The following is a 24,241-nucleotide window of genomic DNA, read 5'->3' on the forward strand; positions in this document are numbered from 1 at the left end:
TTTTATGGTGTAACGATATTAAATGTTTTAGGGAATATATCTAAACTACTACTTAATTCATTTAAAGCGTTTTGATCTCCATTAAAAGATACGTCATCTCTCTTATTTAATTGCTTAAATGTAGCTGCACCCATTGCTAGTTCAACAAGTTGAGCATGTTTAATTTCAATCTTATTATCACTACTAGAAGCAAGCTCTCTCTGTTTTTTACTAGGTGCTTTGCTTGAATATGTTAAGACACTATTTCTAAGGGAAATATAGTATCGCTGTTTCTTGTCTGTTACATTTAATTCGATTGAAATATCTTTATTCTTAGCTTTCTCGCTATTTACTCGAACGGCCAAGTAATCAAGAAGTAATTCCGTATCCATTTCAGCTAAAATAGCAGGTGAGGCTGTGGCCGAAGCAGGAGCTCCAACGCCATTTCTTAATTCATATGCTCCTTGTGCATAAAAGTTTCTCCACGTGGCATTCTCCGCCTGATAGGCAAGCTGTTCATATGTATCTGCTAAGAGTTGTTTTGCTTTAACATTCTCAGGCTGTGCATACACAAGTTTATTTAGTACTTCTGCTACATATCGATATTCACCTTTTTTAAAGTCTCGTACCGCTAAGTCTAGTACTTTTGCATCCCCACCCATATAGGCAATTGTTTTCTTTGCTGATTCAACTTGTGGAAGGGGATTTAATTCAGCCGGGTTACCATTAAAGAAGCCTAAGTACTTATCATAAACAGCTCTTGTATTATGGCTTAAGCTTCCGTAGTAGCCACGATTTCCAAATTCTTTTGCGATGTTAGGATTTAATTTAATACTATCGGCAAGCTCTGTTCCAGTCATTCCTTGATTAAGTCGATTTACAGTTTGATCGTGAATAAATTTATATAAATCTCTTTGAGTTGACATAAAAGAGACGACATTCTCATTACCAAATGTTGGCCAATGATGTGAGCTAAAGAGAACGTCAGCATTTCCATATTTTTCAAGCGCATGTTGAATATGTTTTGACCACGCTAAACTATCACGTACTTGTGCGCCTCTTAATGTTTGAATATTATGCATTGTATGAGTGATTATTTCTGCACCACAAAGCGCATTACTTCTTGGGAAGTAGGCCATCATCTCTGTTGGTGCTTCTGCTCCTGGAGTGTAGATAAATTCAATAGGAACTCCATCCACAACTAATCTCATATCTTTATCAATTACCTTTGTCGGTTTAGCTATTGCGTATTCACCGTTTGCAACAAAATTTCCTAGACCTGTTCCTATGGGTCCTTGAATATTAAAGTCTAGTGTTCTGGCATACATGTATTCAGCTCTTCTACTCATGGCCGCTCCAGCAATGACATTTTCGCTAACAGACTCATGAGTAAAGCCAACAGGCGCATATACTTTTACTTTTCCACTGTTAAGATCTTTCTTATTGGCCACACCATAGACTCCTCCAAAGTGATCAAGATGAGAATGTGTGAATATAACGGCCGTAACAGGTCTTCTTTCAACGTGTTTATTAATGAGCTCAAGTGCTGCTCTTGATGTCTCTGTTGCAGTAAGAGGGTCAATGACAATCCAGCCCTTTCTTCCTTTAACAAAAGATACGTTTGCAAGATCAATTCCTCGAACTTGGTAAATGTATTCATTAACTTTAAATAGGCCATTGATTGAATTAAGTTGTGATTGTCTCCAAAGACTTGGGTTTACTGTTTCAGGGGCGTCGCCTTTTGTTAGATGGGAGAATTTTTTAGGCTCATACACTACCTTTGTTCCATCTTTAGACATAATGGGGGTTTCAATAGTTGCTATAAAACCCTTATTAGCATTATCAAAGTCTGATTTGTCACTAAAGTCTAGCTCCGAATAAAGTCTTTGATTAGCTTCTTTCGTATAATTTGATGCTGACTTGGATTCTTTATTAAATGTGTAAGATCCACCTCTTGAGCAACCTATTATTACGAGTGTAAGAAGTAAGGTTGAAATTAAAATTCTTTTTTGCATAGATTCTCCTTTAACTTTTCATAGGAGAATAATCGGTTGGGAAGAATCGTTTTATGATAAGAAGGAAGGTTAAATAAGGTAAAGAAAAAGAGAAGGCTTCATTACTGAAGCCTTCAAATGTAGATGATTATGAGAATTGATTGATAATTGCTTCTTTATCAAAACCAAACTTTGCATAAAGCTCTTTGGCCGTATAAGAAGACTGACCAAAGTGGCCATCGTTACCAAGAGACTTGATTTCAAACTCAAGTCCTTCTTGCTTAAGAGCGTGGCATAACATTGCTCCAGCTCCCGCTGTCAGTTGATGATCTTCTACTGTTACCATTTTGTTACCATTCTTAGCTAGTTGGTCCTTGAATGTTTCTAGATCAATTTTATTAATGAATGGGTTATTGATAACTGTTACATCTTTTCCTTTAGCTGATAATTCTTCTGCTGCATCGAGGGCACCTTGAACAAGAGGGCCATGGGTAACAATAATTCCATCTTTACCTTGGCGAAGAACTTGAGCTTTACCCCAAGTGTAGTCTGAACCTTCAGTGTATGAAACTGGATGCTTTTCACGTCCAAAGAAGAATACTGTTGTTTCTGGTGTTTCACCTTTTTCAACGGCACTTTCATAGTTCTTAATCGCTTGATACATTAGACTTTCAGCTTCATCTCTTGATGAAAGGGCAACAACGCTTGTATTTGGAATACCTGCTACAGCTGAGAAATAAGTTGTTGCTTGGTGAGATGCACCGTCAGCAGCATCTTGAAAACCTGTGTGTGAGAAGAGACAGATTACTGCACCTTGAGAAAGTTGAGACATAATTAAAGGAAGGTTTCCTTTTGTTACACCAAATTGTGCAAATGTATCAACAACAGGAATAAATCCTTGTTTTGCCATTCCAACTGCTGTTGAAACCATATTTGATTCAGCAATACCTACATCAACGTAGTTTGCTGGAAATTCTTTTTGAAATGCTGCAACTCCAGTAGAGCCTGCAAGGTCAGCTGTTACTGAAAAGACTGGTAGTCCTTCTTTTGTCGCTTTAATCATTGCATTAGCTAGACCTGGTTGAACTTTATCAACAGGTGTTGAATTAGAAGAAGACTTCGCTTCTGGCTTAGAAGATAAGATTTCATTTGCCCAATTCATAAATTCTTCAGGACACTTATCTCCGCTATAAATCTCTTCTAGGAAAGCAGGAAGCTTTTCATCGTATGCGCCAAGAGGGTAGCCGTGACCACCTGACTTTGCTTCTTGTGTAGATTTAACACCGTAACCTTTAATTGTTTTAATAACGAGGGCAACAGGCTTGGCATCATTTGATTTAGCTTTTGCAATATTTTCTTCAATTGCTTGATAAACTCTTTCTAGATCGTGTCCTTCTTCAACACGCACTAGATCCCAGCCTTGTTCTTGTAGTGAAAGGAAGCTACCTTTCATATCATAGCTGTCTTCTGTAATTCTTCCACCAAGCTTTGTATCATTATCACTAATAATCATTAGAAATGGATTCATTTTTCCTTTCTGTGCAAGGCCTGGAATTGCTGCCATTGCTTCACGGGCCTCTCCTTCCATGCATCCACCATCTGAAATTACACAGATTGTTGCACGATCATTACCAATGGCCTTATCTGCAAGAGCAAGCCCTTGTGCTTGAGGAAGTCCTGAACCAAGTGGCCCATTAGAAATGAAAACACCTTCTGGGTTTAGGTGAGCTTCACCGTGTCCAGTTAGTTTAGAGTTTATTGAACGAAATCCTCTTAGGCTCTCAAAGTTTAATCCATCAAATCCTAGATTTGCTCTTAAAGCATAGATTCCGTTTTCAGCATGTCCTGCATCGTTTACGAAATTATAATTTTCAAACCAATTTGTTCCACTTGAGAACATGATTGAGTGAAGGGCACTCATCATTTCTGCAAATGCTGCTGGTCCACCCCAGTGACAAGCGGCTCCGCCAATAACAGCATGTTGATTCATTAATGCTACAAGGGCACGAGTTGCTCTTGGATCAGCTAATGTAATCTCTTTTCCGTTTTGGTCTTTGATTGTTGTTGCATAGATTGGTTGTTTTGTTGGTGCTGTTGCTAATTTGTTTTTAACGTTTAATGGCCTGATCTTAGTCGTCATTAATGTCTCCGAATTCATTGATTTTCAATAACTTATAAAAGGTATCATGAGAGAAATTTTTCTGGCCAGTCATTATTTAGGACGGCCAGTGTCAAAGGCTTTTGACAGTTTTCTTTGGCACAATTGGCCCAGAGTGTCAGCGCTAAGTGTTTGGAATTATAGCTAACATAAATTTTTTAAGTTTTATTCTGAAATGACGATAAAATATATGGAGACAGATATCAATAATTAATATGGAAATTAACTTTAAGAGAAGAGGATTCAAGAGATGTGTGATGCATGTTCAGCCGCTGGAAGAAATTGGTCTCTCGCAAACGGACCGCAGCGTAGTAAGCTAGTTAAGGCCAAAATCTTTTCTGCATTTAACGGAAGAGAGATAAAGGTTAAATTATGTTACTTATGTTCCATCAAACTTTTTATTGGTGGTGAAAAATCATTCTTACGCGAAAACCCCTCATTTAATTTTGAATTAAGCAACCAGCATGCTGGTAGTGAATTTGATTTTTAGATTTTATTATTTGACCCATCAAATTTTATCTAGATAGAATACCACCTTAGACAAGGTGGTTTTTTTATGCGCGAATACTCACAATTTCATTCTTCATTTGTGGCAAACGAGTTCTTGTCCGCAGATGACTCTCTACACGTTAAAGATAAGTACACTCAGGAAATGTTAGGGGAGATCGGCTTATTATCTCATGAGCAATTTGATCATGTCGTTAATTCGTCTAAAAAAGCTTTTAAAAATTATCAAGAATTCGATAGTGCACAAAGAAGTAATCTTCTTTTTAAATTAAGAGATGCTCTAGAGGATGAAGCCGAATACTTTGCTGAATTAATTTGTAGAGAAGCAGGTAAGCCAATTAAATATGCACAAGCTGAAATTAGCCGCTGCTTAGAAACAATAAAACTAGCTGCTGAAAAAGCACGTCATCATTCTAGTGAGACACCTGATCTAAGTTATGGACCCGGCGCAGATAAGATGGCCATGATTCAACATGAGCCAGAAGGAATTGTCTTTGGTGTTTCACCATTTAATTTTCCACTAAATTTAGCTCTTCATAAAATTGCCCCAGCTCTAGCTGTTGGTTGCAGTGTTATCGTTAAACCTTCACCGTCAACACCAATTACTCTTTTAGCTTTTGCCAAGCTCCTTTCAACAGTTGGTTTTCCAAAAGGTATTTTAAATGTCGTTGTCTGTGAAAATGATGTAGCACAATTATTCTTAGAAGATGATCGAATTAATGTTTTCTCTTTTACAGGAAGTGCGAAAGTTGGTTGGGAATTAAAAGCAAATTGTGGAAAGAAGAAGTGTCTTCTTGAACTTGGTGGCAATGCGGCCGTAATCGTTAATGATGTGGATGAACTTGATGAAGTCATTCCCAAAATTGTTAATGGTGCATTCTTATATGCTGGCCAAATTTGTATATCTACTCAAAGAGTTTATATTGCAAGTGAGATTTACGAGAACTTTGTTTCAGCATTCTTGGAAGAAGTTGAGATGGTTGCTTCAGGAGATCCTAGTGATAAGCTCATCACAAATGGGCCTGTTATTAATGCCGCAGCACTTGAGCGCATCCATAGCTGGGTACAAGAAGCTATCAATAAAGGGGCCGATCTTCTATGCGGTGGCCATGTTATCGATGAAGAGCATAATATCTATGCACCAACGGTTTTAACGAATACTGACCCTGATATGAAGGTGGTAAGCGAGGAAATCTTTGGTCCTGTCGTGATTCTAGAGCCTTATGACTCATTTTCTGAGGCAATTGAACTTGTAAATGATTCAAAATATGGCCTACAAGCTGGTGTTTTCACAAACAGCTTAGTAAATATGAAAGAGGCAAGTCGAAAAATTAAGGTTGGAGGATTAATCTTCAATAATATTCCAGGATTTCGTATGGATGCAATGCCATATGGTGGAATTAAAGACTCTGGTCTTGGTCGCGAGGGAATAGCTTATGCAATGGAAGATTACACTCGTAAAAAACTAATCTTATTTTAGGGGAAAGAATGAAAGCACTTTTATTATTCGTATTATGTTTCAGTAGTTTTGCATACGCTCCAGACTGGGGAAGAGATGTTCGATTAGAAAAAGGCGAAAATAGAGAAAACCTATATAAACTTTCAAATGAAGAATTAGAAGAAATAAAAGAGCACGGTATTAAGCATGCTCTTAAATGGCCTGTTGATGTTACAGGTCTTTATATACCATATGATGCTTTTGAGAATTTCTTTGAATTAAAAGATGAGAAATTTGTAAACTTTGTTCTAACAACTCTTGGTGAAAAGAAGTTTGGAGTAGATAGTGTTGAATCATTTTATCAATGGTTAGGACTAAATCCATATAATGATGAGAATGCAACTGGCATTTATCGTATCCCATATCCAGATGGAGAGAGACCTGATTACTATATGGGTGCAAGTATTGTGGATACAAAGTGGGGGAAAGGACTTACTTTTAGTTGTGCTACTTGCCACTCTGCAAGCCTATTTGGAACAAGTGTAATGGGGCTAACAAATAAGGCCGTTAAGGCCAACGAATTATTTGTTAAGGCAAGAAAGCTTCTTCCTTTAATTCCATCAAAAATGTTTCAAAAAGTAACTCATGCAACTGATGGTGAAGTTGAAATGCTTCGTCGCTCTCGTAAGAATATTGGTGCTGTTGGTGCAACTTCTCCAATGGTATTAGGGCTTGATACTTCACTTCCTCAAGTTGCCTTATCTCTTGCTCGTCGTAAGACAGATGAGTATGCGACAAAATCAAAACTAACTCAAATCTTTCCACGTTTTAATCCACTAGAGACAACTGTTGCTGATTCAAAGCCTGCTGTTTGGTGGAACCTAAAATATAAGACTCGTTGGTTATCTGACGGTTCTATCGTTTCTGGAAATCCAATCTTTACTAATTTCTTGTGGAATGAATTAGGTCGTGGAACTGACTTAAGAGAGTTAGAGAAATGGATGCAGGATAATCCTGATATTATTCGTGAATTAACGGCAGCTGCTTTTGCAACAAAGCCACCACGTATTGATGACTTCTTCGATATTTCTCGCATCGATATTAAAGCGGCAAAAAGAGGTGAGGACGTCTATAAGGATCGTTGTCAAAAGTGTCACGGTGAATATCAGAAAAATTGGTCTCTACCATTTTCAGGTCTAATGTCTAAGAGTGAGCAGATCAAAACTCGCAAGGTTATTTATCATGAAGAAACTCCTGTAAAGGATGTTGGAACAGATCCACTTCGTTACGAAGGAATGAAGTATTTTGCTGATGACTTAAATGAATTAAAAATTTCTAAGTGGATGAAAACAGTCGTTGAACCACAAGTTGGATATGTACCACCACCGCTTGATGGGATTTGGTCACGTTATCCATATTTACACAATAATTCGATTCCAAATCTATGTGAGTTAATGACTCCTCCTGATCAAAGAGTGAAAACGTTTTACCAGATACCATCTGATGATCCCATCTTAGACTTCAATTTTGAGTGTAATGGTTTTCCTGTTGGAATGGATATTCCTGATGAAAGACGTATTCCAGAAGCTTTCTTTGATACTTCTAGACCTGGTCTTTCTAATTCTGGACATTACTATCGTATCTTCACTGATCGCGATGGGAATGAATTATTAACTCAAGAGCAGAAGGCCGATTTAAGAGTATTTTTAAAGACATTATAATGGAATTTTATCTCGATACTTATATTGCTCACAGAGGGCTTCACTGCCACGAATGCCCGGAATGCCCAGAGAACTCTCTGGCCGCTTTTCAAGAAGCGGTTAACCACGGCTATGCTATTGAGCTTGATGTTCACTTATCAAGTGATGGGCATGTTATGGTCTTTCATGACGAGACCCTGACGCGAATGACTGGCAGCAATGGAAAGGTATCTCAATATACCCTAAAGAGCTTAAAAGAACTTCGCTTGGCAAAGGGAGATGAGGAAATACCAACCTTAAAAGAAGTCCTCGATCTTGTTCAAGGAAAGGTTCCTCTTGTTATCGAAATTAAAGTCATCGACCACGATGGTGTCTTAGAAGCTGAGGTTATGAAGTTGCTTCATAACTATGATGGAGATTATGCAATTCAGTCATTTAATCCAATGACATTAAAATGGCTTCGCAAGCATTACCCAAGTTTAACGCTGGGGCTTTTAGTTACAAGAGATTTTAGTGATACAAAGCTTAGTCGTCTAAAACAGAGAATCTTGGCCAATATGACTTTTATTCCAGTTATTAGGCCAAATTACATCGGTCTAGATATTGATACTTATTCAAAAATCCAGCTGCAAATTATCAAACGTTTCACTTTTAACCATCTGGTCTTTTGGACTGTCAGAACAAAAGAACAAATGCGGACAGCAAAGCGATTAGGTGCTAATATAATATTTGAGAATATTAAACCTTAATTGAGTCGTTTATGAAGAAGTTCGCATCATTTGTTATTGTCGTCGCTATTATCGCTACGGCCTATCTATTATTTCAAAAACTTAATACAGGAAGTGACACTGCTGGTGTTAAGGAAAGTGAAGTCATGGTCGTTGAGTTTGAGGACCGTGCCGCACCAAAATTAGATAATGAAGATTCTGATCCGGTAAAAGTTGAGGATGTGGAAGATGAAGTGAGTTCCTCTCGAGAAGGGCTTCTAATCCAATCGGATGAAGAGCTTGATAAAAGACTGGAAGAAAAAGAAGAGGAATTTGATCGTCTTGAAGAGCAATGGCTAAGTGACGTGAAGGATCTTTTCCTAAATGAGCTTCAGTTAACGGAACGTGAATACAAAGATTATCTAAATATGAGAGAAGGACTTTTTAGCGACAAGATTGCTGCTTTTGAAGATATGCATGATCAGCTTGAGGCGAAGTATGGAGAAAACTATACTTATAATCCTACAGAAGAAGAGATGGCCTTTGATCGTGAAATCCAAAAGAAATATGACGAGCTTCTTTTGAGAAAAATCGGTAAAGAAGCTTTTATTAAATACCTTGAACTTAGAGATCGTACTAACGAAAAAATACTAGAGAGCACAAAACAAGACGATGCTGCTCTTCTTATGGAGTTCTAGTTTGGAAAAATGGATTATAAAATCACGTAAGCAAGAGCATCGTGGAAATATTTTTCTTTACGAGACAATTGATGCTCACCATCCGACAAAGCCCATCGCTTGTGGCCCATATGATATTATTCGCCTTGCTGACTGGGTGAATGTGGTGGCCATCACTGAAGATAATAAGATCGTTCTTGTTGAGCAATATCGTTTTGGCATGGATGAGATCACTATTGAGACTCCGGCCGGCGCTATCAATCGAGGTGAAGATCCTCTTGTTGCAGCTAAAAGGGAGCTCGAGGAAGAAACTGGCTATATTAGTGACGAGTGGGAGAGTCTTGGCCGTGTTAGCGTCAACCCTGCTTTTATGACAAATAGTGCTCATTTCTTCTTGGCCAAGAATTGCCGCCCTGATGGAGAGCAAAACTTTGACCCTGATGAAGATATTGAATTAGTGATTAAACCAGTCTCAGAGCTAAAAGAGGTCCTTAAAAACATGGATCACTCACTAAGTGAGCTATGTATTAGCAGGTACCTCTTAAAATAGTTCTATTTCTTATGCTTTCTCTTGTTATTTCTATTTGGACGACTTTGTCCAGGTAACTCAAACCAATCACTTTCATCGATTTCATGATAGTAATCGGCCTCTTCAACAAGAAGGCCAGATGTTGTTTCAGGAATTGAGGCAATCTCAACACGCACACCTTCAGATCTAAGGTGGCGAACTAGCTCTATATAGTCAGAGTCACCAGATAATATGATGATTGTATCGACTTTTGAGGCAAGTTGAGTTGCTTTAATTGTAAGTGGGATATCTGCACTTTTGTGACAAGGAATAACTGAACCGTAGTAGTGGTTATGTAGTCTCTCTGTCAGCTTTGATGAGATATTCTTACCTTCTCTAAAATAGATTAGGCGATTAAGACCGCGGTTATCTAGTAACTTTGGGATAAGAGTGTCGAAGTTAACCATTGTATTTTGGTTATTTGTGACACTGTGAATGCTTCTTTCAATATTGTTACCGTCGATTAAGATAGCAACAGTTTGATTAATAAAAATTTCCATAAAATGCTTCGCTTTCGTCTGATTGGACATAGTCAGCATGGCATTGTCTGATTTGCTCTACGAGCATATCAGTCGACATCCCTTTAAAGATCTCATTGAGTTCGTCCTCATCAACATCTGTTCTTCCGAGCGCACAAGCTGCTAGCTCTTCTTTAAACATAATTGAAGGATCTTCAGGTTTTCTCTTATCTACAAGGAATTTCAGTAGCTCACTAATATCAAGCCTTTTGGCCTTGAATTTTTTGAAATACTTCTTAAACCAAATATGAGTCCAAGCAACATTAATAGCACCTGGGTCTTTATGGTATTTTAGTAGATAAAAGAATGCTGTACGTCCAAAGGTTTTTAATTTTCCTTTAAGTTTCGCAATACTAATAATTGCATTCTTGTATGCTTGTTCATAACCACGATCAAGATCTCCTTGGTCGAGCTTATTATCAGCATTTTTATCAAATCTAATATAAGTTGATTCGATATTTAACATTGCACCGATAACTAGTGTGAAGTCCTTTGTTCTCCACCATACCTTATCGATATCTTCTACACTTCTTGAGAATACTTCGACACCTTCAATAAATTGAACGATGTGCTCTCTACTATTTGCATCCACGTATTCCTTTAGACGTGGGAAATATTTTGAAAGGTTCTCTTCATTCTCTCCAAATAGTTTATCAAAGAATTTCGTACGAATACACTTTGACTCCATAACTTTGAACCCGTTCTCATCAATACGATGTGAACACTCATTTTCAGCGTAGAGATTATCCTCAAGTAGAGAAGTCATCTTTGCTGCTGTAAAGATTAGTTCAATAAACTCACTTACTTCATCAAGGTTGATATAAAGGTCACCACCAGAAGTTGCCTGGAAGAGATCTGATAGAAGTAGAATATTTTCACCAAATGTCTTAAAGTCATCAGTCCAAAGTCCCATTTCTTCAAGAGCTGCCTTTAAACCAACTAGAGCGTTATTGAGTTGGTTATCTCTTAGGCCTTTCGATACTCTTGGGTTAGTCGTGTCTCCTTCAACAGCGTACCCTTCAAGTACGTAAGGAAGGACATTCCTAAAGAGCATGATTGAGTTAAAACCTGTCTTATTTCTTACGATTTGCGCTTGATAAGTAGGGAAGCCATCTTTATTTCTAAAGTAACGGAAGTCCCTTGCTACCTTTGCAAATTCCTCTGTCAGGATAACGTATGACTTTTTCGTAATTAATTTGTACTCAGGTACTTCTAATTCCGTTGGGAACTCTCTCTGATCAATATAAACTGGGTCAGGAGATTGCATACGATCACTGAAGAATCTAAACGTCGCATCAGAGAATAGTTGTGCTTCAATTGCTCCATCGATGATTTCAAAAATACGATCTATAGCATCACTTGAGATCATGAGATCAAAGTTTTCACTTCCCGGAGGATCAAGTTCAGAACAAATCCATTTTGAACTACCTTGCTTATCTGGATCATATGCAGGGTTTGGTTTACATGGAATTGGATACATTAACTCTGATCGAGGAACTGGATCAAAAACTCTTTGAGTGAACTCAATTAGAGTTCTCTTAAAGTTATTCATATTGATAAGATCGGCCTCATCTTTAGGCTTATCTTTTCGACGATTAATTTCTAGTAGGACTTCATTTGCAAAACTTAGAATATCCTTTGCTGAGAAGAAGTCTCTCTTTTCAGTTACAGGGTGAAGGATTGACTTCACCTTACGGATTAACTTTAGAGCAGTTGCCGTATTTTGAACTGAATCGGACTCAATAGAGAAGTCTGTAAAGAAAGCATCATATAATACTTCCGCTAGGCCTTCTGACATTTCAGTTAAGTGATATAAGTCGTCTCTATTGATGATTAAGTTATTACCACCAAGTACAAGCCCTTTTAAAGACATTGCTTGAGAGTAGAGTGCTGTATTAAATTCTTTCTTGAACAGGGCCTGAGATTCGTCTAGGCGTAAAATAAGTGACTTGATTAAACCATCTTGATTAACAAAGTCTTTATTAAGTAGGTAATTTGATAGCTCTGCCTTAATTGAAAGGAATCGATTTACATAGTCTTTTTTTGAAACAAGACTTCTTGTCGTCTCCTCTCCATCTTTCATCTTTTTAAAGATTTCAACATTCTCAATATGAAAGTCTAGGAATGCTAAGTAGCGATAGACAATGGCCACAACATTTACTGTCGACTTAAGCTCTTTAAAAGAAAGGTGCTCAACACTTGGTGGAAGACGTAAGATATTATCTTTGTAGTTTCCAACAAGGTTCTTAAGAGCGATTCCTTTTTCTAAGTCTTCAGGCTTTTTAAAGAATTGTTCAATAATATTATTAATATCAGTTACTGTAATAACATTGTCGCTATCTAGTTCATCAAGTAAAAGATCCTGAACTGAGCGAACTTGAGCTAAGAAGAAGTTATTCTTTTCTAAAGATGTTTTTTCAATATAGTCCTTAGAAAGATACATCAGATCAAAGAATAGGGCAGCAAGTGGATCTGTCTTACTTAGAATCGTTAAGAGTTCTGGTAGTTGTAAAACTTCTCTTGTTCCACCTGTTGTTAGTACTTTTAGAGCAAGAAGAGAGTTTGTAAAATCATCTCTAATATCTAATTCGTATAACTCAATAATATCATCTGCAAATTGCAGAATATTCATTTGATGATCACGAGGAATTGTAATGTCTTCATTTAAAAGCTTCTTAGCATTAGTACTAAGCTTTCCAATTTCTGCACGAAATTCTTTTTTGATTACAACCTTGCGATCAAAGTCTTTATCTTCGATTTCTTTAACTAAGTCAGTTAATATATTTATCGACTCAAATGAGCGAATCCCCACATTAATTAAGCTAAGGGCAAGTTCTACATCAGAGTATGAGAATACTTCTGGATTACCTCTGATTAGATCTCGTTTCGCGTAACGTAGTAATGCTTTTAGTTTTCTATTTGTCTCTTCATTTGTTCCCAGAATTTTTGAGATGATATCATCTGAAGTAAAGAACTCGTCGATGATATTATTGATATCATCAATAGTGATGATATTCTCTTCTTTCTGGTGCTCGTAAACATAGAGTTTTAATTCTTCAATATTATTTGCAAGCTCATTAAAGTAGGCTGAACCATCCTTATAGTATTCTTTCTTTAGGAAGAAGATATCTGCAATATTCTCTAAGAATACTGGTAGAAAAGTAAATAATTGGGCGAATTCATCAGAGTCAATATAGATTCTCGATCCACCAAGAAATAGCTTCTTAGCGAATAGAAGAGAGTTGATAACTTCTTTACCAAGTTTAAAGTCTTTTAGGTCTTTCGTGATATCTAAAATTAGATCCTGAATATCGATGGCCTGTGCAGGACCTGGAATATCTCTTAGAATTACATTGATATTATCTGCAAGAACATTTGATTGTTGTCTCATTTGAGCAGAAAGTTTTTCGTACTTTTTTAAAGTCTCAACTTTTTGCATCTCTTTAACTGTATCAACAATCTTTACACCAGAGCGATTAATCTCTTTTAAGATAGCAAAGAATGAATCAATTTTTGAACGAGACATTTGTCCTGGGATATCTCTTTGAAGTAGAGAGTTTAATTTAAAGAGTAGATCAAGCCCTTCGATAATATCGTCAGCAGAGCCAGGAGGGTTGTTCATATACTTTCTAGCAAAGCGTACGATGTCTTCTCTAAAGAAGAAGCGCTTGTCACGACTTTCAACATATTTGAACTTATTTAAGGTGTCTTGGACACAATTAAGCTCTTTTTCAATATTAACTTCAAATATTTTCTTAATTCTATCGGTGTCGATTTTACAACTAGCTGAAATCCCGTCGTACTCAGCGATATCTGCTCCGTCGACTGGGTCATCATTAATAAATCCACATGAGGAAATGAGTAAAGAAATTGCTAGAAAAGCAAAGAAATTACGTAATTTCAATGTGTTAATGTACTTGTTCATGTTGTTCACGATAAAATTCTAGAAAATTTCTAGTTAAATGAAAAGGAATAACCGTATAATTTGTAATGTTTTTGCAATGTGCGTTAAGTTTGTACACATAATCTGACGGATAAGTGTCCAAACTGTTAACACCTAGGGTAATGGCTACTAGGTTGGCTTTAAGTTCTTCTATTTGTGAACCTTTTCTGATTTAATAATCTTTAATGAATAATTTCATCAAAAGATTTACATTACTTTGCTTGTCAATTTCAAGCCTATCTACGCTAGCGCAGCTAGACGGAAGCATCTCGTATGAGAAGTTCCAACGCTTAAATGATCCTGCCAAGAAGTCTGAATATGACGATTGGGCCCAAATTGAAGGGAATTATGAATCAAAGATGTGGAATGCAAAAGTATATGGTGAATTTGCAGCTAGGGCCTATGTAAGTAAAGAGGCAGCTTTTAATTTCTCTGCTCCTGAAGCTTATGTTGAGTTTAAAGATGATGAGAATCGTATCAGTGTAGGCCGCCAGTTATTAAGATGGAATGAAAACGAAGACTATTGGTTATTAAATACCTTAAATCCAAATCAAGGCTTCTATCTCTTATCAGAAAAGAAAGAAGGACTAGTTGGGATTCAATACGATCACAAGTTTAATAAGAATATTAACTTCTCGGTATTCTTCTCTTACTTCTTTGTTCCAGGATTAAATCCTAGTCTTGAAGTTGAAGATGGAAATATTACGAGTCGAAGTGAGTGGGTAAGACTTCCTCCAAAGTATACAGTTCTAGAAGGAAATCTTCTTCCTATTTATTACAGTATTAATATGCCTAATATCTATAATGATGTTGTTAAAAATAAGTCTCTTGGATTTAGGTTATCTGGTTCAAATGAGGAAAGAAACGCAGAGATCTCGGCCTTCTTTATCTATAAGCCACAAAATAGTCTTCAGATGAATGCTGAGGCACGCTTTGATCAAGATAATGATCGTGTTGCTGTTGATGCATCTCCACTTGTAAACCACCATTTATTTTATGGAATTCAATATAAGCAACAACTAGGCGATGTTCAGATGGTTGCTTCAATTGATATGAATGATCCTACGGCAACATTTGGAAATGACTTTAAAGTTGTAGACTTTAGTCGTGAAGAAGATAAGACATTTGAGTCTGACTATTTTGTTATTGAGCCAAACTATGAAAAAGAAAGTTATGCCTCAATCTCATTTAATGTGAATCAAGGTTATTATATGTTTTCTTTAAACTATATTAATCTTCTGACTAATAATCAGCGTGGTTCAGATGACTTCTTCTCTGATACAGCAAAGTGGGCAAGTGCTCTTGGGATGAGAGGACGTTACTACTTTACTGACTTCATTAATGTAATGGGTGATCTTAAATATGACTTTGAAAGAGAAGATATCATTTTAAAGGCCGAAGCAACTTATGCCTTCTGGGCAGGAAGTGCAAGTGTGAATCTAGGTGCCGAGCTTATTAAGTCGCCAAAGAAGAACTCTTATTGGTCAGCTTATCGAGCTAACGACACCATCTATTCATCACTTCGTTTTGCTTTTTAATTCTTAAACATTTCCAGTTTGAACATTCCATAGCGCACGATAGAGTCCATCTTGTTTAATGAGCTCCTCATGAGTTCCGCGTTGTTCAATTCTTCCTTCATTTAATACACAGATTTGATCTGCATGAATAATTGTCGAAAGACGGTGGGCAACCATAACTGTTGTGCGACCTTGAGTGATGGTCTTAAGTGATCTTTGAATGGCGGCCTCTGTCTCGTTATCAATAGCGCTTGTGGCCTCATCAAAGATAAAGAGCTTTGGATCCTTTAGGATGGCCCTCGCAATTGCAATACGCTGCCTCTGGCCTCCTGAGAGCTTTTGTCCTCTTTCTCCTACTATTGTTTGATAGCCTTGGGGAAGGAGTTCAATAAAGTCATGGGCCTCCGCTAATTTTGCGGCCTTCATGGCATCCACTTCCGTTGCATCATTTGATCCGTAAATAATATTGTCTAGAACAGTTCCATGAAAGAGGTAAGTGTCTTGTGAAACAAAACCAATATGAGAGCGAAGAGAGTTTTGCTTTAGCTCTTTTAGGTTTCTACCATCAAAGTTAACATGGCCTGATTGAGGATCATAGAAGCGCTGAAGAAGTTTTAGCATTGTACTTTTTCCCGAGCCTGTTGGACCAACAAGAGCAACAGTTTGTCCTGCTTGAATTTTAAGAGTGATATCTTTAAGTCCAGTGTTGTCTTCTTCATCATATTTGAAATTGATATTTTCAAAACTTACTTCACCATCAAAGCTTTCCAATTCTTCTTTTCCATCAATGACTTTAATCTCTGTTTCAAGTAGGTCCATGACACGAGAAGTGGATGCCATTGAACGTTGGTAGAGATCAAAAGTTTCACCTAGGCGAGTTAGAGGCCACAGAAGCCTTTGGACTAAAAAGATTAACACTGAATATGAGCCCACTTCTAATGATCCATCAAAGACTTGAGATGCACCTATTGTTAAAGTGAAAAGAAAACCACATAAAACGGCCATACGAATTATAGGGCTAAATGAAGAGGATACTCTAATGGCCTCTTTATTCGCTCTAGCGTAGCGATTTGATTGTTTTTCGAGACGATTGTATTCAAACTTTTGGGCCACATATGACTTAATAGTCATCATACCTGCAATATTATTTACTAACATACTTGCTAGTAGGCCCGCTTCACTTCTTACATTTTGATAACGTGGCTGAACTTTTCTTTGGAAGTAAAAGCTTCCCCATAAAATGAAAGGTACCGGCGTAAGAGAGAGTAGGGCAATTTGTGGTGATAAGTAAAAGAAGATTGCACCAATAGAGACAACTGTTGTTAGTGTTTGAATAATATCATTTGCACCAATATCAAGAAATCTCTCTAGCTGATTAATATCATCATTTAAAACAGTCGTTAAATTCCCTGAATTCTGTTCTTGATAAAAAGAAATATGAAGATTTTGAAGGTGATCATAAGCTTCCATTCGAAGGTCGTGTTGAACTTCTTGCGCCAGGCCTCGCCACCATACTTTTAAGAGGTATTCAAAGAGTGATTCAAGTGCCCAAATAATAAAAGTTAAAATGGCCAAGATATAGATTTGATGGATCTTATCACTAATTCCCATCTCTGCTAAAAAAGATTCCTCTTGTTTAACAACGGTATCGACAGCAAGACCTATTAATAGGGGTGGAGCAATATCGAAAATTTTATTGAGAATAGAAAAAGTTGAGGCAGTATAAATTTGGCCTTTTTTATTGTTAAAATGGTTAATTAATTTACGTAAAGGTGAGGATTGTGAATTCATTATATATGTTCCTAGTCATAAAATCTGTACTGGACGAATTATGCCTGAAACTTATATACTTGAAAAGTTCCCCGCCAATCTCATTAGTATAGAATCGTTGTGCTTGAGAGATTGACGAGGGTGAAATGCGTAGTCTAGCTAGACCCTAGACTACGTAATTACTAGCAAATTCGAAATTTCTTTTAATTTCCTTGCCATTGTCGCTAGAAACTCTCTGAGAACTTTCTTCCTGCTCGCCCTCAGCTTCTGCGAAGTAATTATCAATCGTCTCTGCATAATCTTTTAGCAGAGTTTCCCTTAGTTCTTCTTTTGATACTTTTAAGACATCACAAATAGAATTTAGTGATCTTAATGGAACAGAACAAAGTCCTCTTTCAATATTGCTGATAAATTGACCGTTCTTGTAACCTAGTCGATAAGATAAACCTTGTTGAGATACCTTAGGTGACAAGCTGCGTCTTCTTTGTTTAATCAATTTTGCAATGTTCTCAAAAACTCTTTTCTCTTTCATTGTATTAACCTCCAGTTTTATCGATTACCAAGAATTGTTATTTGGTACTCAATAATGATATTATGTTTAGGCAATATTATTTACTTACAAATACGTAAGGTTTATTATGGTAATAAAATTAATGGCTTGCACGCCAAATCAAAAGAAAATCTTTAGAGAGTCGGCAATAGAATCCATTTGTAGTGCCAATTTTGTGTATTTAGATGAGCTTCCTTATGATCTGGGGCCTGGTGAAATCCTATTTGTTGAGCTCGATGAAGTTACAGATGAGCTTCTGGATGAGGTTCAATACACAAAAGTTAAGTTCTTATTCTTAACTGACACGCTGCAGGGGGATAATGTCGGCCGATTTATTTCGCTAGGGGGCAATTGCCCTATTATGAAAAGCTTAAGTGAAGAAGATTTTATTTCAGAAATCATAAGACGAATTCATCAAAAGGAAATGTTTAAATTACTACACTTGGTGAGTCCAACTGATGTTGAATTATTTAGATTTATTCACCGAGCGGGTAATGGAGAAAAGTCAAAGTTAAGTGAATTAATTTTTGGCTCTACAAGTGAGAGCACTATTGATGTCAACTTAAGTCGTTTAAGAAAAAAATTAAGGGACCCAGAAGTTGGAAATGACTTCTTTAGAATCATAACTAAAAATGGACGACTTTACATTGTGAGTTGTCTGACTAATTATGAGATTCCAGGACACTTATTAAAGAATGAAAATAAAAAAGTAATTTGAGATGACAATGAGATTAATGGCCTACACTGCAAATGAAAACAAACTTTATCTAGCGGATAAGATTGAAGAAAAGAGCGGCCTTAAAATTGAGTATATAAAAAAATTTCCTAAGTATAATGGCGTTGGTGAGTTACTTATTCTCGATCTAGATGATGAGTCGATAGAGTTTAAAGATAAATTAATTGATGAGATTCAATATATTGATGCAAACTTTGTCTACTTAGTAGGGGACTTCTTTGGGGATCGAAACAAGCGTATTATTCATATGGGTGGAGAGCTCTTTACTTTTAAAAGTTTAAATGACACAGACTTTATCGAAGTTCTTTTTAATCGTCTCGTTACTTTAGAAATCTATAAATTATTCTCTATCATCGGACGTACTGATATGGACCTCTTTAGGGCCATTAACCGTGCAGGTAATGGAGAAAGAGAAATAATATCAAAAAGTCTCTTTGGTTCTTCTAGTGAAAATACAATTGATGTGAATTTAAGTCGTTTACGTAAAAAGCTACGTGACCCTGAAATTGGAAATGACTTCTTTCGTATTATTACAAAATCTAGACGCTTCTATCTTGTAAACCAATTAAATGGTTATGAGATACCTGAAGAATTGCTTATCTAAAAAAAAAAGCAAGTACATTAGTCGTAAATCTTTAAGTAAATTAAGTACAACTTTTCTTTCTTCACCGAGATAATTCCTTAATAACTATAATTAGGAGATTTCGATGAAGACGAAGTTACCAACTATAGCGCGATTAATTCTTGGATTTTTATTTGTATTTTTTGGAATAGCGGGACTTTTTAATCTCCTTCCACCGCCAGAGAATATGCCTAAGGATCTTCAAACTTTTATGGGAGGTCTTATTGCTGCCAAGTATTTCTTTCCGCTTTTAAAAATAACAGAAATAACTTGTGGTGCTCTTCTCATGATTGGAGTCTTCGTTCCATTGGCCCTTGTTGTTCTTGCACCAATTATTCTCAATATATTGCTTGTGCATATTGTGCTGGATCCATCTGGACTTCCTATTGCAATCGTTTTGGTCGTTTTAGAAATCTACTTAGCTTTCTTTAGTAAGCCTTACAGTGATATTGTTAAACAGATTTTTCGTTGTCCATTAAAAGAGGAATTAGATAAAAAGAAGCAACAAGAAGGTTGATTACTTCTGACACTTTGGACAGTAGTAAGTTCCTCGCTGAGCAAGTGTGATTTTCTTAACTTCTGTCTCTTTACATAGGCCACAGATCTTTTGATAAAAGACAACAAGGTTTTTTACACCTTCACCCTTTTCACCAAAGGCATCTTGATAGCCACCAGAAAAAGTTGTACCGCCTGTGCTAATGGAATCATCGAGAACAATCTTTACGGCCATATAAACTTTTTCAAGTTCAAGCTTCGTTAGGGTCTTCATTCTTCGCGTTGGACGAACTCCTGCTCTTGCGCAAATTTCGCTGGCCATATAATTACCAACACCGGCAAAGAAGTTTTGCTCTAAGAGAAATGGTTTTAACACTTTATTAGGACGCTCTTTTTTTAACATCAAAAGATAATCAAGAGTGAATTCTTCTTTTGATACATCAGGTCCTAAGCGCGTAAGCCATGTGGCCTCATTTGGTGGAGAGTAGAGGTGAAAGACACCAAAGCGGCGAGGGTCAATATAGCCTAGATGAATTGGCCCTTTTGCATTTGTCCCAATGAGTTTTACATGAGTATGCTTTTCAGTAATCTCTTCCGTTGCAATTCGCCACGAGCCCGACATCCCCAACCCTGAGATCGCTCGCCACTCATTCCCATCTTGATCCTCAAAGAAAAAACGCAGAACCTTTCCCTGGCGCTCTACACGCTCAAGAGTCATGCCCTTAGGATTGAAGTCCTTATCCTTAACAATGGAATCACTCACATCAGAGTATGCGACTTCCTCGATCTCCATTGGGAGAACGTGAGAGAGTTGTGATTTGATGGTTTCGACTTCTGGTAATTCTGGGATAGCGCACTTCCTGTAATATTTTACGAAGAACATCTCCGCTATTAATTCGCTGCCATTTTACATGGCCACTTTGAAATTCGCAATTACCAATTCTCGTAAAACTTTTTAAAGAAATATGAAATTTTATTTCTAAAGGATGGGTTTAGGTAAGAGTTGTAAGGTGTTCATTTTGTTATTGGAGAGTTTTGATGCAATTGTATGTGCCTAAAATTGTTGATGTTTTGGAGCTTGTTGAGGCTTAAGTTTATGGGGTTAGGTGGCGATGTGTGATTATAATAATCAACTATGTCAGGACTTATGAATAAACTCATAAAAATTAATCACGTATTACAATTTATTGTTTATGTCGTATTTATTATCTTTTTAAGCGTTACGATTTATTCGAGTCTTTCAGCTTCTAGAGGTAATTCAGCTGAACAAGTCGATTTAAATAAGAGTGAGAATGGTGATAAGCTTGGAGAGTATGTCTCCATTCCTGTAACAGCTTCTAATGATAAGTTTCTAGTCTCATATGTTGTTAACTTTGATAAAAATAGAAGTTCTTACAAGAACTTCAAATCATCTGGTAGTAATGAAAAGTATACATCTTTTTTAAGCCCTAACCTATGGGGATGTTATCGTTGTTCCATTTCAAATTTAAAAATCATTAATCGTAATACTTCAAAATCCAAAGACTTATTTGATGGAAGAGAAGTTATTGGTGGCTTTGCAATACCAAGAAATAAAGATCGAGATGGCAAACCCAGAAAAAATAAATTAGATAGAATCTTCTTCTCAAAAGTTGATGCTGATTACAATTCGGACAAAGTTTTAAGTTCAAAAGATGGATATAGACTCTATATTTCTGACTTTAGAGGAAAGAGTAAAGTAGCACTCTCTCCTGAGGGAACAGATGTAGTTGGTTACCGTGTCGATTACGAATTTAAGAAGATATACATACAAGTGAAGAAAGATAGTAATAAGAACTTTAAGTTTGATGATGGTGATGACGTGGTTGTTCTTGATGTTAGCTTGAGTGAGTACTTTGAGAGTTGATTGAAGAACTTGATTGTAAAAGAATGGGTTCTTTTTCTTAATGCGAGGTCAGTGAAAAGACGCATGGATCTAATACTCACAATATGATTAATATAGGTGGTTTCTAGTGCTTAAGAGAATTAGTAGGGTAAGTAACTTTGGTGTCTATCAAGATTTCGTGTGGGGAGAGTCCCTTAAGAGATCGAATCGGATTATTGATTTTAATAAATTTAACATTATTTATGGAAGAAACTACTCTGGAAAGACAACTTTGTCGAGAGTAGTACGATGCTTAGAGAAACAGTGCAAGCATGAGGATTACAAAGAATCGTCTACTGTTTATACGGTGAATGGCGGCGAAGAGATTTCATGTGAAAATCTAAACAACTTTAATCAGAATCTAAGAGTTTTTAATAAGGATTTTGTTAAAGATAATTTATCTATTCTTTTCAATGATGATGCAGAAATTTCTACTTTCGCTGTTCTGGGTGATAAAAATGTAGAGGTTGAAAGTAAAATCAAATCTACGAAAGAGAAACTTGGGAATGTTGACGAAAAATCAGGTCAAATCTATGATTACTTTTTAAAGAGTCAATCATTTAAAGAAAAGAAAAAAATACATAATGATTTGGTCACTAAGAAGGATGATGTTCTTAGAAACAAAGCACGAGAGATGAAGTCTGATAGTGATTTTGGTGATGTGTCTTATTCTATTAGTAAGATAAAGGTTGATATTGGAAAAACTCTTGAGGATGATTTTGTTCCGGCAGATAAGGCAGAACAAAGTAAGTTAAGAGAGATCATTAACGAAGATGAGAAAGATACATTGGCCGAGATGCCACCTGTAGTGTTTTCGTTGGAAGAGGCTTTTAAGGAATCGTTGATCTTGCTAGAGTCAGAGGTAACAGCAACTGTTACTATTAACGACTTGGAAAGCAATGCATCTGCACAGTCATGGGTGAAAAGTGGGATTGAACACAACAAAGAAAGAGATAAGTGCCTTTTTTGTGATAACTCACTTAGTGAATCCAGTTGGAAAAGATTAAGGGACCATTTCAATCGAGAATCAGAGCTTCTTGAACAAAAAATAGATAGTACTTTAGCAAAACTAGATATGGAGGTGCGAAAACTTGAAGGAGTTTCAACTCCTTCAGTTGAAGGAGTTTATTCGGAGTATAAGGCTGAATTTGAACAAGCCTCTAAAGCAATAAATGAAAAGATAGCTAAAATGTTGAGCAATTTAAATATAGTGATTGAACACCTTAGTGCAAGAAAAGGTAATATATTTAAAAAAATATCAATTGATGAAGAATTTGTTGTTAGTAATTCATTTCTTTTTGAGTCAGTGAACAAGTTAAATGAGGTTATTGAGCAAAGTAATAATCATCATAAAGAACTGGATAAAAATAAAAAAATCGCAACCAGTAAATTGAGGTTATCAGAAGTTTATAATTTTATTCAAACGATATCTTATGAAGAAGAATTAAAGAAGATAGGCATTGCAAAGAAAGAGTCAGATGATGCAAATCAAGAAAAGATGGAGTCCAAAGCTAAAAAGGAAGAATTGGATCAGTTGCTAGTTTCCTTGGAGTCAGAGCTTAAAGATGAAAGTAAAGGGGCTGAGAAAATAAATAAGTTCTTAGCTGATTATTTTGGTCATGAAAGTCTTAGGCTTGAACATTTTGAAGAGGATGATGTCGGAACATTTAAAATTATGCGAGGTGGTGAGGTTGCTAAAAACCTAAGCGAGGGAGAGTCAAGCCTTATCGCATTTTGTTATTTTATGGCAAAACTCCATGACTTGGAAACAAAGAAAGAAGAAACTATTATTTGGATTGATGACCCGATATCTAGTCTCGACTCAAACCACATCTTTTTTGTATTTAGCTTAATTGAGAATGAGATAGCGGCCCCCTCTGATACCGGTAGCGGAAACAAATATAATTACGATCAACTTTTCATATCAACTCATAATCTGGAGTTCTTAAAGTACTTAAAGCGTCTAAGTCACCCTTTTGTTAAAGATGATAATGGAAAAAAGATTGATCAGAGTGAGTATTTTTTAATTGAAAGAAATGAAAATCGGTCAATTATAAAGTTAATGCCTAAACATCTCTATCATTATGTGACTGAATTTAATTATTTATTTGAAAAAATTAAAGCTTGCGCAGAAGAAAGTGCTGAAGGTGACAATTATGATATTTTCTATAACTTTGGAAACAATCTAAGAAAGTTTTTAGAGAGCTACCTTTTTTATCGTTACCCTAATAGAGATGATTTAAAAACAAAGGTTTCCAGATTCTTTGGAACAGATGGAGTCGCAAAAACACTAATAATGAGGATTTCAAACGAGATGTCTCATGCTGATGGGACAGTCGAGAGAAGTTCGATGCCTATTGATGTTTCCGAGGCTCAAAAAGTTGCTTGCTATGTTTTAGAGAAAATTAAAGAAAGGGATCTTGAACAATACGAAGCGCTGGTGCGCTCTATAAGGTAGA

General features: G+C 36.4%; 19 protein-coding genes. 12 read left to right on the forward strand and 7 right to left on the reverse strand.

Annotated elements, in window-relative coordinates:
* Nucleotides 1-2: 2 nt before the first annotated feature.
* Both ACMAZI_RS05165 and ACMAZI_RS05170 read right to left on the reverse strand, forming a co-directional pair.
* The gene (locus ACMAZI_RS05165) at nucleotides 3-1,994 is read right to left on the reverse strand and encodes an alkyl/aryl-sulfatase (RefSeq protein ID WP_412473635.1); all 1,992 of its coding nucleotides are present in this window, start codon (nucleotides 1,992-1,994) and stop codon (nucleotides 3-5) included.
* 127 nt (nucleotides 1,995-2,121) lie between these two features.
* Nucleotides 2,122-4,113, reverse strand: coding sequence for a transketolase C-terminal domain-containing protein (locus ACMAZI_RS05170; protein ID WP_162929661.1), 1,992 nt, complete (start codon nucleotides 4,111-4,113; stop codon nucleotides 2,122-2,124).
* 268 nt (nucleotides 4,114-4,381) lie between these two features.
* Between ACMAZI_RS05170 and ACMAZI_RS05175 the strand changes: the two genes are divergently transcribed.
* The 6 genes from ACMAZI_RS05175 to ACMAZI_RS05200 all read left to right on the forward strand — a co-directional run bounded on the left by ACMAZI_RS05175 (nucleotide 4,382) and on the right by ACMAZI_RS05200 (nucleotide 9,710).
* The gene (locus ACMAZI_RS05175; RefSeq protein ID WP_120405210.1) at nucleotides 4,382-4,621 is read left to right on the forward strand and encodes a hypothetical protein; all 240 of its coding nucleotides are present in this window, start codon (nucleotides 4,382-4,384) and stop codon (nucleotides 4,619-4,621) included.
* A gap of 66 nt (nucleotides 4,622-4,687) precedes the next feature.
* A complete protein-coding gene (locus tag ACMAZI_RS05180; protein ID WP_412473634.1) occupies nucleotides 4,688-6,118 on the forward strand; it encodes an aldehyde dehydrogenase family protein in 1,431 nt (476 codons plus the stop codon).
* Between the two features lie 8 nt (nucleotides 6,119-6,126).
* Nucleotides 6,127-7,797, forward strand: coding sequence for a hypothetical protein (locus ACMAZI_RS05185; RefSeq protein ID WP_120405208.1), 1,671 nt, complete (start codon nucleotides 6,127-6,129; stop codon nucleotides 7,795-7,797).
* Entirely contained in the window at nucleotides 7,797-8,525 is a 729-nt protein-coding gene (locus ACMAZI_RS05190) for a glycerophosphodiester phosphodiesterase family protein (protein ID WP_114705263.1), read from the forward strand. The genes ACMAZI_RS05185 and ACMAZI_RS05190 overlap by 1 nt, the downstream gene beginning before the upstream one ends.
* Nucleotides 8,526-8,536: 11 nt before the next feature.
* A complete protein-coding gene (locus ACMAZI_RS05195) occupies nucleotides 8,537-9,181 on the forward strand; it encodes a hypothetical protein (protein WP_412473633.1) in 645 nt (214 codons plus the stop codon).
* 1 nt (nucleotide 9,182) lies between these two features.
* Nucleotides 9,183-9,710, forward strand: a complete 528-nt coding sequence (locus tag ACMAZI_RS05200; protein ID WP_334678189.1) for an NUDIX hydrolase — start codon at nucleotides 9,183-9,185, stop codon at nucleotides 9,708-9,710.
* A gap of 2 nt (nucleotides 9,711-9,712) precedes the next feature.
* Here ACMAZI_RS05200 and ACMAZI_RS05205 read toward each other — a convergent pair whose 3' ends face one another.
* Entirely contained in the window at nucleotides 9,713-10,228 is a 516-nt protein-coding gene (locus ACMAZI_RS05205; protein WP_158536717.1) for an NYN domain-containing protein, read from the reverse strand.
* Entirely contained in the window at nucleotides 10,212-14,150 is a 3,939-nt protein-coding gene (locus tag ACMAZI_RS05210; protein ID WP_412473632.1) for a hypothetical protein, read from the reverse strand. The genes ACMAZI_RS05205 and ACMAZI_RS05210 overlap by 17 nt, the downstream gene beginning before the upstream one ends.
* 224 nt (nucleotides 14,151-14,374) lie before the next feature.
* Here ACMAZI_RS05210 and ACMAZI_RS05215 point away from each other — a divergent pair, with 224 nt between their 5' ends.
* Nucleotides 14,375-15,727 carry a hypothetical protein gene (locus ACMAZI_RS05215; protein WP_412473631.1) on the forward strand — a complete coding sequence of 451 codons (1,353 nt, stop codon included), beginning with the start codon at nucleotides 14,375-14,377 and terminating at the stop codon, nucleotides 15,725-15,727.
* A gap of 3 nt (nucleotides 15,728-15,730) precedes the next feature.
* On the opposite strand, the gene ACMAZI_RS05220 is transcribed toward ACMAZI_RS05215, so the two are convergent.
* Entirely contained in the window at nucleotides 15,731-17,497 is a 1,767-nt protein-coding gene (locus ACMAZI_RS05220) for an ABC transporter ATP-binding protein (RefSeq protein ID WP_120405204.1), read from the reverse strand.
* Nucleotides 17,498-17,642: 145 nt separating this feature from the next.
* Complete coding sequence (locus ACMAZI_RS05225) at nucleotides 17,643-18,008, reverse strand: helix-turn-helix domain-containing protein (RefSeq protein WP_114705256.1); 366 nt, start codon at nucleotides 18,006-18,008, stop codon at nucleotides 17,643-17,645.
* Between the two features lie 121 nt (nucleotides 18,009-18,129).
* Here ACMAZI_RS05225 and ACMAZI_RS05230 point away from each other — a divergent pair, with 121 nt between their 5' ends.
* The 3 genes from ACMAZI_RS05230 to ACMAZI_RS05240 all read left to right on the forward strand — a co-directional run bounded on the left by ACMAZI_RS05230 (nucleotide 18,130) and on the right by ACMAZI_RS05240 (nucleotide 19,901).
* Nucleotides 18,130-18,744, forward strand: coding sequence for a hypothetical protein (locus ACMAZI_RS05230; protein ID WP_412473630.1), 615 nt, complete (start codon nucleotides 18,130-18,132; stop codon nucleotides 18,742-18,744).
* A 7-nt stretch (nucleotides 18,745-18,751) separates the two neighbouring features.
* Nucleotides 18,752-19,366, forward strand: coding sequence for a hypothetical protein (locus tag ACMAZI_RS05235; RefSeq protein ID WP_412473629.1), 615 nt, complete (start codon nucleotides 18,752-18,754; stop codon nucleotides 19,364-19,366).
* Between the two features lie 103 nt (nucleotides 19,367-19,469).
* On the forward strand, nucleotides 19,470-19,901 hold the full coding sequence (locus tag ACMAZI_RS05240) for a DoxX family membrane protein (RefSeq protein ID WP_412473628.1): 432 nt from the start codon (nucleotides 19,470-19,472) through the stop codon (nucleotides 19,899-19,901).
* On the opposite strand, the gene ACMAZI_RS05245 is transcribed toward ACMAZI_RS05240, so the two are convergent.
* Nucleotides 19,902-20,762 (reverse strand): Fpg/Nei family DNA glycosylase, encoded by an 861-nt coding sequence (locus tag ACMAZI_RS05245; protein ID WP_412473627.1) that lies wholly within the window; start codon nucleotides 20,760-20,762, stop codon nucleotides 19,902-19,904.
* Nucleotides 20,763-21,026: 264 nt separating this feature from the next.
* On the opposite strand from ACMAZI_RS05245, the gene ACMAZI_RS05250 reads away from it, so the two are divergent.
* On the forward strand, nucleotides 21,027-21,764 hold the full coding sequence (locus ACMAZI_RS05250) for a hypothetical protein (RefSeq protein ID WP_412475111.1): 738 nt from the start codon (nucleotides 21,027-21,029) through the stop codon (nucleotides 21,762-21,764).
* Between the two features lie 106 nt (nucleotides 21,765-21,870).
* Complete coding sequence (locus tag ACMAZI_RS05255) at nucleotides 21,871-24,240, forward strand: AAA family ATPase (protein WP_412473625.1); 2,370 nt, start codon at nucleotides 21,871-21,873, stop codon at nucleotides 24,238-24,240.
* The last annotated feature ends 1 nt before the right edge of the window (nucleotide 24,241 follow it).

It is taken from the genome of Halobacteriovorax sp. YZS-3-1 (genome assembly GCF_047084945.1).
GTDB lineage: Bacteria > Bdellovibrionota > Bacteriovoracia > Bacteriovoracales > Bacteriovoracaceae > Halobacteriovorax_A > Halobacteriovorax_A vibrionivorans.

Coding starts and splice junctions, on each gene's coding strand:
- ACMAZI_RS05240 (WP_412473628.1), top strand. CDS start 19,470: ATGAAGACGAAGTTACCAACTATAGCGCGATTAATTCTTGGATTTTTA.
- ACMAZI_RS05165 (WP_412473635.1), bottom strand. CDS start 1,994: ATGCAAAAAAGAATTTTAATTTCAACCTTACTTCTTACACTCGTAATA.
- ACMAZI_RS05250 (WP_412475111.1), top strand. CDS start 21,027: ATGAATAAACTCATAAAAATTAATCACGTATTACAATTTATTGTTTAT.
- ACMAZI_RS05185 (WP_120405208.1), top strand. CDS start 6,127: ATGAAAGCACTTTTATTATTCGTATTATGTTTCAGTAGTTTTGCATAC.
- ACMAZI_RS05230 (WP_412473630.1), top strand. CDS start 18,130: ATGGCTTGCACGCCAAATCAAAAGAAAATCTTTAGAGAGTCGGCAATA.
- ACMAZI_RS05235 (WP_412473629.1), top strand. CDS start 18,752: ATGAGATTAATGGCCTACACTGCAAATGAAAACAAACTTTATCTAGCG.
- ACMAZI_RS05180 (WP_412473634.1), top strand. CDS start 4,688: ATGCGCGAATACTCACAATTTCATTCTTCATTTGTGGCAAACGAGTTC.
- ACMAZI_RS05195 (WP_412473633.1), top strand. CDS start 8,537: ATGAAGAAGTTCGCATCATTTGTTATTGTCGTCGCTATTATCGCTACG.
- ACMAZI_RS05205 (WP_158536717.1), bottom strand. CDS start 10,228: ATGGAAATTTTTATTAATCAAACTGTTGCTATCTTAATCGACGGTAAC.
- ACMAZI_RS05225 (WP_114705256.1), bottom strand. CDS start 18,008: ATGAAAGAGAAAAGAGTTTTTGAGAACATTGCAAAATTGATTAAACAA.
- ACMAZI_RS05175 (WP_120405210.1), top strand. CDS start 4,382: ATGTGTGATGCATGTTCAGCCGCTGGAAGAAATTGGTCTCTCGCAAAC.
- ACMAZI_RS05170 (WP_162929661.1), bottom strand. CDS start 4,113: ATGACGACTAAGATCAGGCCATTAAACGTTAAAAACAAATTAGCAACA.
- ACMAZI_RS05220 (WP_120405204.1), bottom strand. CDS start 17,497: ATGAATTCACAATCCTCACCTTTACGTAAATTAATTAACCATTTTAAC.
- ACMAZI_RS05215 (WP_412473631.1), top strand. CDS start 14,375: ATGAATAATTTCATCAAAAGATTTACATTACTTTGCTTGTCAATTTCA.
- ACMAZI_RS05190 (WP_114705263.1), top strand. CDS start 7,797: ATGGAATTTTATCTCGATACTTATATTGCTCACAGAGGGCTTCACTGC.
- ACMAZI_RS05245 (WP_412473627.1), bottom strand. CDS start 20,762: ATGTTCTTCGTAAAATATTACAGGAAGTGCGCTATCCCAGAATTACCA.